A 7,060-nucleotide genomic window follows, 5' to 3' on the forward strand; every position below is an offset into this window, starting at 1 on the left:
GTAGATAAAAGTTGATTGGATCATAATTTGATATTTCTTGATTGTCAATACCCAGTTTTCGAGGGGGTGTTTACCGAATCATAGGGGTGTCTGCCAATCGGATTCATCCACCGTTCGGCATGAGGCGTTTTGCGCGTATCCCTATTCGAGAATCAGGTGTCGTCAGCGAAAACAGGGTTAGCAGGAACAGGGAAGGCACGATGCTAAATGGACGGAAAGAAAAACAGGTTCATGAACCCAGGAGATCAGCGATCCGCAATGGCGCAGCAACAAGCCCTTTCCTAATCTTATCATTTCTTTCCTGGAAGTCAAGGGAGCGATGTTCAAAGAGAGGAAATCAAGTAAAAAAACCAAATGCGCGCGCAGTCCCCGTGGACACCACCCTGATTTGAGGAATGCGCGCGCATGGGTGACAAACTGATCATAGCATGGAAGACGAAAATGTGGGAAGGTAATTGTTGATTTCAAATCCAATCCATTGGACCTGTTAGCGCAAGCTTCCTATCGGCGATGCGTCTCCAGGTGAAGCACATTTCGCCGCTTAAACACGAACATGCGCATGAACACGTACGACACGGACGACGAAACGAACATCGCGCCGCCCTTGGCGAGGTTGCTCCCCAGCATATAGGGGAGCCCGCGATGCGTGACCAGGTAGTCGTTCGCGCCCACCAGAATCGCGTCGTTCAACACCAGGTTGATGAGCGACTGCAGCGCGAACTTCATTTTCTCCCTGCGGGATCCCGTCGCGATGTCGCCGAAGGTCCAGAACCGGTTCCACAAGTAGCTGTTGCAGATGGCCGCCATGACGCCGATTGTGTTGTACGCCATCAGCACAAGCGGAGACCTCGTCGGAAACGCGAGCAGAAGCGCGTTTAACACGCCGAGATCGACGGCCGCGTTCATCACGCCGACGAGCAGAAACTTGAAGTAGCGCCGCACATAGCGGTAGACGACGCGCACCGCGTACACCATTTGACCCCTCTTTTATCGTCCTTGTCTGTCAGTTCCAGACCTCGTGCGCAATCTCGACGACGTGGCGCAGCTTGGCCCACTGTTCGTCCTCGGTCAGCAGGTTCCCCTCTTCCGTCGACGCAAAGCCGCACTGTGGGCTCAGGCAAAGCTGCTCGAGCGGGACGTAGTGTGTCGCCTCGTCAATCCGCCGCTTGACCTCGTCCTTGTCCTCGAGCGCTCCGTGTTTGCTGGTGATGAGGCCGAGCACGATGGTAAGCGACTTGCGGTTCACAAACCGGAGCGGCTCAAACCCGCCCGCCCGCTCTGTATCGTATTCGAGGAAGAAACCGTCGATGTTCAGCTTCTGGAACAACGTCTCGGCGACGGGTTCGTACCCACCGGACGAAATCCAGGTGGAGCGGAAGTTCCCACGGCAGATGTGCATGGTGATGGTCATGTCCGCGGGTTTCCCCTCGAGCGCCTTGTTGATGGTCTCCGCATACTTGGCCTCAAGCCGCTTCGGGTCCCGCCCTTTGGCCATCATCTGCTGCTTCTGCTCGTCCGAGCATAGATACGCCCAAGCGGTGTCGTCGAGCTGCAGATAGCGGCAGCCCGCGTCGTAGAATGCGCGAATGGCGTCCTGGTAGGCCAGGGCGAGATCGTGGAACATCTCGTCCTCGTCTGGGTACACGCCATCCACCAGTTCGCCGCGGAAGTGCAGCATGCTCGGGCTCGGGATGGTCATCTTCGCCACGTGTTCTCCCGCGACGTGATGCAGGAAGCGGAAATGCGCGAGCATCGGGTGATCCTTTGGGAAACCGAGCTTGCCCACCACGCGGATGGCGCGGGGGCGGGTGGTCACGTTGTGGAACTGAATGCCGCCCTGCTCGGGCTCGTAACCCTGCACGCCCTCGAGGTGCTCGAGGAAGTCGAAGTGCCACCACGAGCGGCGCAGTTCGCCATCGGTGACGGCGGCGAGCCCAATGTCCTTTTGCTTGGCGACAATCTCGCGGATGGCGTCGTTTTCCACCGCCGTGAGGGTGTCCTGGTCGATCTCGCCGGCAAAAAAGCGCCGGCGCGCCTCCTTGACAGGCTCGGGGCGGAGCAGGCTCCCCACCTGATCCGCGCGGAACGGCGGCTTGTGGCCGAGATTTGCGTGTGACATGGCGATCATCCTCGTCGTTCAAGATTTCGTGTGTTGGACGAGGTCATCGTACCACAAACGTGCGCGGTTTGGCTTCGGAGACTTCGCGCTGCGCGGGCACATGGCTCCCCGCCGGCGCGGGCTGAGACAGCGGGCGCCCCTTGCCCGTGACCGCCATGGCGACGGAAGCCGCCAACATGGCGCAGCCGATGACAAGCACGACGTCCGCGGTGTGATGCAGGGCGGCCACGAGTGAAATGCGTTCCGCCTTTGCGAGCAGCGCGGCACCCGCGAGCTGCTCCGCTTCCGCAAGCGATCCCGTCTTGAGCTCGAATGCCGCCACCAGCTTCTGATACGCGTACAGCGCGCTCGGCTGGAACAGGGTGGCGTGATCGCGCAGGTGTTCATAGGCGACGGCGGCGCTTCTGGCCATCCACCAGCCTGCGAAGGACGGGGCCAGGGCGCCAGCGAGGTTTCTGTGGAAGTGGAGCGAGCAGGATCGCAGCCGCGCTTCGTGGAGATCGCCAGCGAGCGCGGTGGTGAGCGCGCCCATGATGAGCACGAGCCCGATGAGGCAGACCGCCACGGCCATTTCGCAGCTGACGCGAGCGACAGAAACGCCGGAGGTTTGCTCTCGCCACAGCCAGCCGACGGCGAGAACGCCGACCGATCCGATTGCGCCAAGGACGCCTGGGCCGACCACGGGATGCAGCCACATTGCCGCGACTGCCACGACAACCAGGCAGCCGACGAAGAGGAGAGCGGCCGTGAGCCACTGGCGAGAAGAGGCGTCATCCAATGCTTGCAGCCACTGGTATCCTGCGACGAGCACGAAGATGAGTGCGACGTGGGACAAAATGGCCATGGCCGCACCCGAAATCTGGCGCACCGTGCGGATGGCTCTGTACTGCAGGAGCGGGGCGCGCGACTGAGTCTCCCAGGCTATCCAGACGAGAAAGAGGAGCGCCCCGGTGATGAGCCAAGGCCAGACACTTGTTGCGCCGAGGCCCGCGAACCGAATCTGGACGAGGGGCGGAGCAAGGGAAGCGGCCATCGCGGCAAGGAGCAGCGTGCCAGGGAAGTCCCACCTGGCTCCGGGCGCGGCCGGTTGGTGGGGCAGGGACAGCAGTCCGAGGACGATTCCCAGTGCTGACAGGAGCCCCGCAATCGCAAAGACCCAGCGCCAGGACGTCACCAGAAGGGCGACGGCGCCGACGACGGTGCCGAGGGCCGACATGCCGTACAGGCCGCCGATGGCGTAGGCGATGAAGCGGCCGCGAATGGGCGCCGGGAACGAGGTGAGGCTCACGGGCAGGGTGGTGAGAAAGAGACTGCCCGCGGCAACACCTTCGATCGTGCGGCTGATGGCGAAGACCGGCGGATTGGGCGCCGTAGCCGACAGCGCGCAGGCTGCGAGGAACAGCGCGGCGAGCGGCAGATAGGTTTGCCTCAACCCGAACCGCTGCGTGAGCCGCAGCCCGATGGGCACGCAGGCGGCAAACCCCAGATTAGACAACGTCGCGGCGAGTGCGAAGGCGCGCAAGCCTTCGGCAAGCCCCGACTGAAGCAGCGACTGATCCAGGATGGAAGACACGTTGGCGATGTACTGGGGACCAAACGAAAGCGCCGTGGCGGCGAGGATCATGGCGAGGCGCGCCTTCGGGTGCACATGTTCGCTTAGGGCTTCCATGGTGGCCTCCTTTCGGTTTCGTGAGTACTGGCTGCGCAAACGAATCCCATTGTAGAGGGGTGGAATCATTCCGTAAAATACATAAAGAATTATGAAGCGATAATTAAAGAGGCATAAGAGTTTGGGGGCGCACCATGGACCTTCTTCAGTTGACGTATTTTCGAACGCTCGCGCGGTGGGAGCATGTGACGCGCGCAGCGATGGAACTTCGCATCGCCCAGCCCTCTCTCAGCAAGACCATTGCCCGCCTCGAGGCCGAGGTTGGCGTGCCGCTGTTTGACCGCACGGGCCGGAATTTGCGCTTGAACGCGTATGGGCGGGCGTTTTTGGCCCGGGTGGATCGGGCGCTGACGGAGATTGAGGAGGGGAAGCGCGAGCTCAGGCAGATGGCGAAGGCGAACGAAGAGACGGTCATCCTCACGGTGTCGACCACGCGCCTGTTGCCGGGGCTCTTGCGCGCGTTTCTCCGCGAGCACCCGCGTGTGAGGATTCGCCAGTACACGGGAAGCGCGGAGGAGATGGCCATGCATATCGCGCGCGGCGAGGCGGATTTTTGTATCGCGGGCGCCGAGATCAAGGGGGACGAGATCGCCTGGGAGCCGCTCATGGTGGAAGAGGTGTATCTGATTGTGCCGCCCGACCATCCCATGTCGGGCCGCGGTGTGGTTCGCCTGGCCGAACTCCGGGACGAGCCGTTCATCTGCGTCAACAAGGGGCACGAATTCCGGGAGCTGACGGACGGCTTCTGCAGACGAGCGGGCTTCGAACCGAAGGTGCATTTTTCGGGGGATGAGGCCGACGTGATTGCCGATCTCGTCCGCCAGGGCCTGGGGGTTGCGTTCGTGCCGGCCCTGACGTGGTGGGAAAAGGAGGAGCACGAGACGAGACGGCTGCGAATTGAGGCGCCGCGATGCGAGCGCGTCATCGGCCTCGCTTGGTCGAGGAGGCATCACCTCACGCGCGCCGCCGAGGCGTTTCGCGAATTCGCCCGGCGGTACTTCGCTCAACTGGTGGGCCATGAGGGCGTCCGCGGCGTGGAGGGATGGACGCCGTCGCCAAACTGACCATGGAGCACGAAGGGGAACCAGAATGCGATTCAGGTTCCTCTTTTTTTAACTATAAATGTAAGTATCCTCCCTTTATACTGTCGGTTAACTAGAAAGAACAGAATCGACAGACACAGGGAGGGTTCCGCATGCGAGCGCTCACACGGCTGTCCGTCGCCGCAGCCGCTTCAATGGCTTTTGCCGCGCCGGCGGCAGTTTATGCCGCACCGCTTCAGGAACGGGTGGTGGTGGCCTCGCCAGATCCGCGCACGCGCGGCGCTCAACCGCATGGGGCGCTGTCGCCTTCGCAACCGATGCATCTGGTGATCACGCTCCGGCTGCGACATGAGGATGAGCTCGAGCGCCTCATTCAAAACTTGTATACGCCGGGATCGCCGGACGCGGGGCGGTTTTTGACGCCCGCCGAATTCGACGCGGCGTTCGCGCCGACCAAGGTGGATGTGCAAGCTGTGGTTCAGGGGCTGCGGGCCTACGGGCTCAGCGCGGCGCAGACGGCTGACCCGATGGTGCTCACGGTGGCCGGATCGGCGCGCGACGTGGAGCGGGCGTTTGGCGTGCGCGAGGTGACGTATGAGAAGGGCGCGGCTACGTGGTATGCGCCGGATGGGGCCGCCACGCTGCCCGCGCCGCTGGCCGCACAAGTGTCGGCCGTCGTGGGTCTGGCAAGCGCAACGGTGGAGTGCCACCTCGTGATGGCGCATGCCGCGCCGGCGGGCGGTGGCTACACGCCCGCGCAGATTCAGCGCGCCTACGACTACACGCCACTCTACAGCCACTACATGGGTCGCGGCCAGGTGATTGCGGTGGTGACCTCCGGCTCCGTCCAGCTATCGGATATCCAGGCGTTCGATCGCGCCTTCGGCCTGCCGAATCCCGTGGTGCGCCAGCGCGTGATCGACGGATCGTACACGCCACCCGACGACGAGACCACGCTCGACTGCGAATGGGCGCACGCCATTGCGCCGACCGCGTCGCTTGCCGTGTATGAAGCGGCGCAGCCGGACGCCCAGTCGTTCATCGACGCGTTCGCGCAGGTCGCCGCGGACGACGGGGCGCACGTGGTCACGACGAGTTGGGGCGCGCCCGAATCGGAGACGGATTCGTCCACGATGCAGGCGGAGCACCAGATCTTTATGCAAATGGCCGCGCAGGGACAGAGCATGTTTGCGGCGGCGGGGGACAGCGGATCGTCCGATGGAACGAACGGAACGGACGTCGACTATCCTTCGTCCGATCCGTACGTGACCGCGTGCGGCGGCACGCGGCTCGTGCTCGGGGCGGGCGGCCAACGCCTTCAGGAGACGGCCTGGTCCGACACGGGGGGCGGCGTGAGCTCGGTGTACGGCGAGCCCTGGTGGCAGTACGGGCCGGGCGTGCCGCAGACCGGCTATCGCCAGACGTGCGACGTCAGCCTGAACGCGGACCCGGCCACCGGATACGACTTTTACTATCAGGGCCAGTGGGAGATGGCGGGCGGCGCGAGCTTCGTGGCGCCGATGATGGCGGCCACGTTTGCGCTCATCGATCAGGCCCGCGCACTCGAAGGCAAGGCGCCCGTTGGACTGGCGGACGTGGGCATCTACGCGATGGCGCGCAACACGTCGTACGCGCCATATGCGTTTCACGACATGACAGCCGGATCGAATGGGGCGTACAGCGCGGGGCCTGGATGGGATCATCCGACGGGCTTCGGCTCCATCGACGCGTACTACTTCCTGCACGGGCTCGACTGAACCGAGGCCCGGTCTGGTACTTGCCGAGCGCCCGGCGTCTCTTATCCTCAGGCCATGAGGAGGATTCAATCCAGATTTGAAGCGGGTGTGATACGCTCAAACGTTGTGCGTGGGGAGGCGATCGCATGAGCCATCATAAGCATTGGATTGTTGAATCCATCTGCCCGCGGTGCGAGAAGAAAAACATCGTCGAGGTGCCCGAAGGCGAGCTTGTGGTACGCGTGCACTGCCAGCACTGTGAGCACGGCTACGATTACAATCACATCGTCCGCGAGCACAAAGAGGTCGACGTGGACGACTGAGCGCTGCGCGCCGCGTCCCGGAAGGCTCCTCTCGGCAAAGACATGTCGGCCGCCCGGCTTGGGCGGCCTTTTCACGCCTCCGGCGGTTCAACCGCCAATCGATAGCCCACGCCTGGTTCGGTCACGATCCGCCATGGGCGGGACGGATCGTCCTCAAGTTTCTTGCGCGA

At 63.0% G+C, this 7,060-nt stretch carries 6 protein-coding genes; 3 read left to right on the forward strand and 3 right to left on the reverse strand.

The window, feature by feature from the left end:
- Window positions 1–501: 501 nt before the first annotated feature.
- From AMA01_RS13275 to AMA01_RS13285, 3 genes are read right to left on the reverse strand one after another with little or no spacing between them, the layout of a single operon-like run.
- Window positions 502–975 carry a GtrA family protein gene (locus AMA01_RS13275; RefSeq protein WP_067851715.1) on the reverse strand — a complete coding sequence of 158 codons (474 nt, stop codon included), beginning with the start codon at window positions 973–975 and terminating at the stop codon, window positions 502–504.
- 28 nt (window positions 976–1,003) lie between these two features.
- Window positions 1,004–2,119 carry a 5-methyltetrahydropteroyltriglutamate--homocysteine S-methyltransferase gene (locus AMA01_RS13280; protein WP_067851717.1) on the reverse strand — a complete coding sequence of 372 codons (1,116 nt, stop codon included), beginning with the start codon at window positions 2,117–2,119 and terminating at the stop codon, window positions 1,004–1,006.
- A gap of 43 nt (window positions 2,120–2,162) precedes the next feature.
- Window positions 2,163–3,788, reverse strand: a complete 1,626-nt coding sequence (locus AMA01_RS13285) for an MFS transporter (protein WP_067851719.1) — start codon at window positions 3,786–3,788, stop codon at window positions 2,163–2,165.
- A gap of 134 nt (window positions 3,789–3,922) precedes the next feature.
- On the opposite strand from AMA01_RS13285, the gene AMA01_RS13290 reads away from it, so the two are divergent.
- The 3 genes from AMA01_RS13290 to AMA01_RS13970 all read left to right on the forward strand — a co-directional run bounded on the left by AMA01_RS13290 (window position 3,923) and on the right by AMA01_RS13970 (window position 6,890).
- Complete coding sequence (locus AMA01_RS13290; protein ID WP_067851721.1) at window positions 3,923–4,852, forward strand: LysR family transcriptional regulator; 930 nt, start codon at window positions 3,923–3,925, stop codon at window positions 4,850–4,852.
- Between the two features lie 131 nt (window positions 4,853–4,983).
- Complete coding sequence (locus AMA01_RS13295) at window positions 4,984–6,588, forward strand: S53 family peptidase (RefSeq protein WP_067851723.1); 1,605 nt, start codon at window positions 4,984–4,986, stop codon at window positions 6,586–6,588.
- A gap of 125 nt (window positions 6,589–6,713) precedes the next feature.
- Window positions 6,714–6,890 (forward strand): hypothetical protein, encoded by a 177-nt coding sequence (locus tag AMA01_RS13970; RefSeq protein WP_014463205.1) that lies wholly within the window; start codon window positions 6,714–6,716, stop codon window positions 6,888–6,890.
- Window positions 6,891–7,060 lie beyond the last annotated feature (170 nt).

This window comes from Alicyclobacillus mali NBRC 102425, from assembly GCF_001570745.1.
Lineage (GTDB): Bacteria > Bacillota > Bacilli > Alicyclobacillales > Alicyclobacillaceae > Alicyclobacillus > Alicyclobacillus mali.

Coding starts and splice junctions, on each gene's coding strand:
- AMA01_RS13970 (WP_014463205.1), top strand. CDS start 6,714: ATGAGCCATCATAAGCATTGGATTGTTGAATCCATCTGCCCGCGGTGC.
- AMA01_RS13295 (WP_067851723.1), top strand. CDS start 4,984: ATGCGAGCGCTCACACGGCTGTCCGTCGCCGCAGCCGCTTCAATGGCT.
- AMA01_RS13290 (WP_067851721.1), top strand. CDS start 3,923: ATGGACCTTCTTCAGTTGACGTATTTTCGAACGCTCGCGCGGTGGGAG.
- AMA01_RS13285 (WP_067851719.1), bottom strand. CDS start 3,788: ATGGAAGCCCTAAGCGAACATGTGCACCCGAAGGCGCGCCTCGCCATG.
- AMA01_RS13280 (WP_067851717.1), bottom strand. CDS start 2,119: ATGTCACACGCAAATCTCGGCCACAAGCCGCCGTTCCGCGCGGATCAG.
- AMA01_RS13275 (WP_067851715.1), bottom strand. CDS start 975: ATGGTGTACGCGGTGCGCGTCGTCTACCGCTATGTGCGGCGCTACTTC.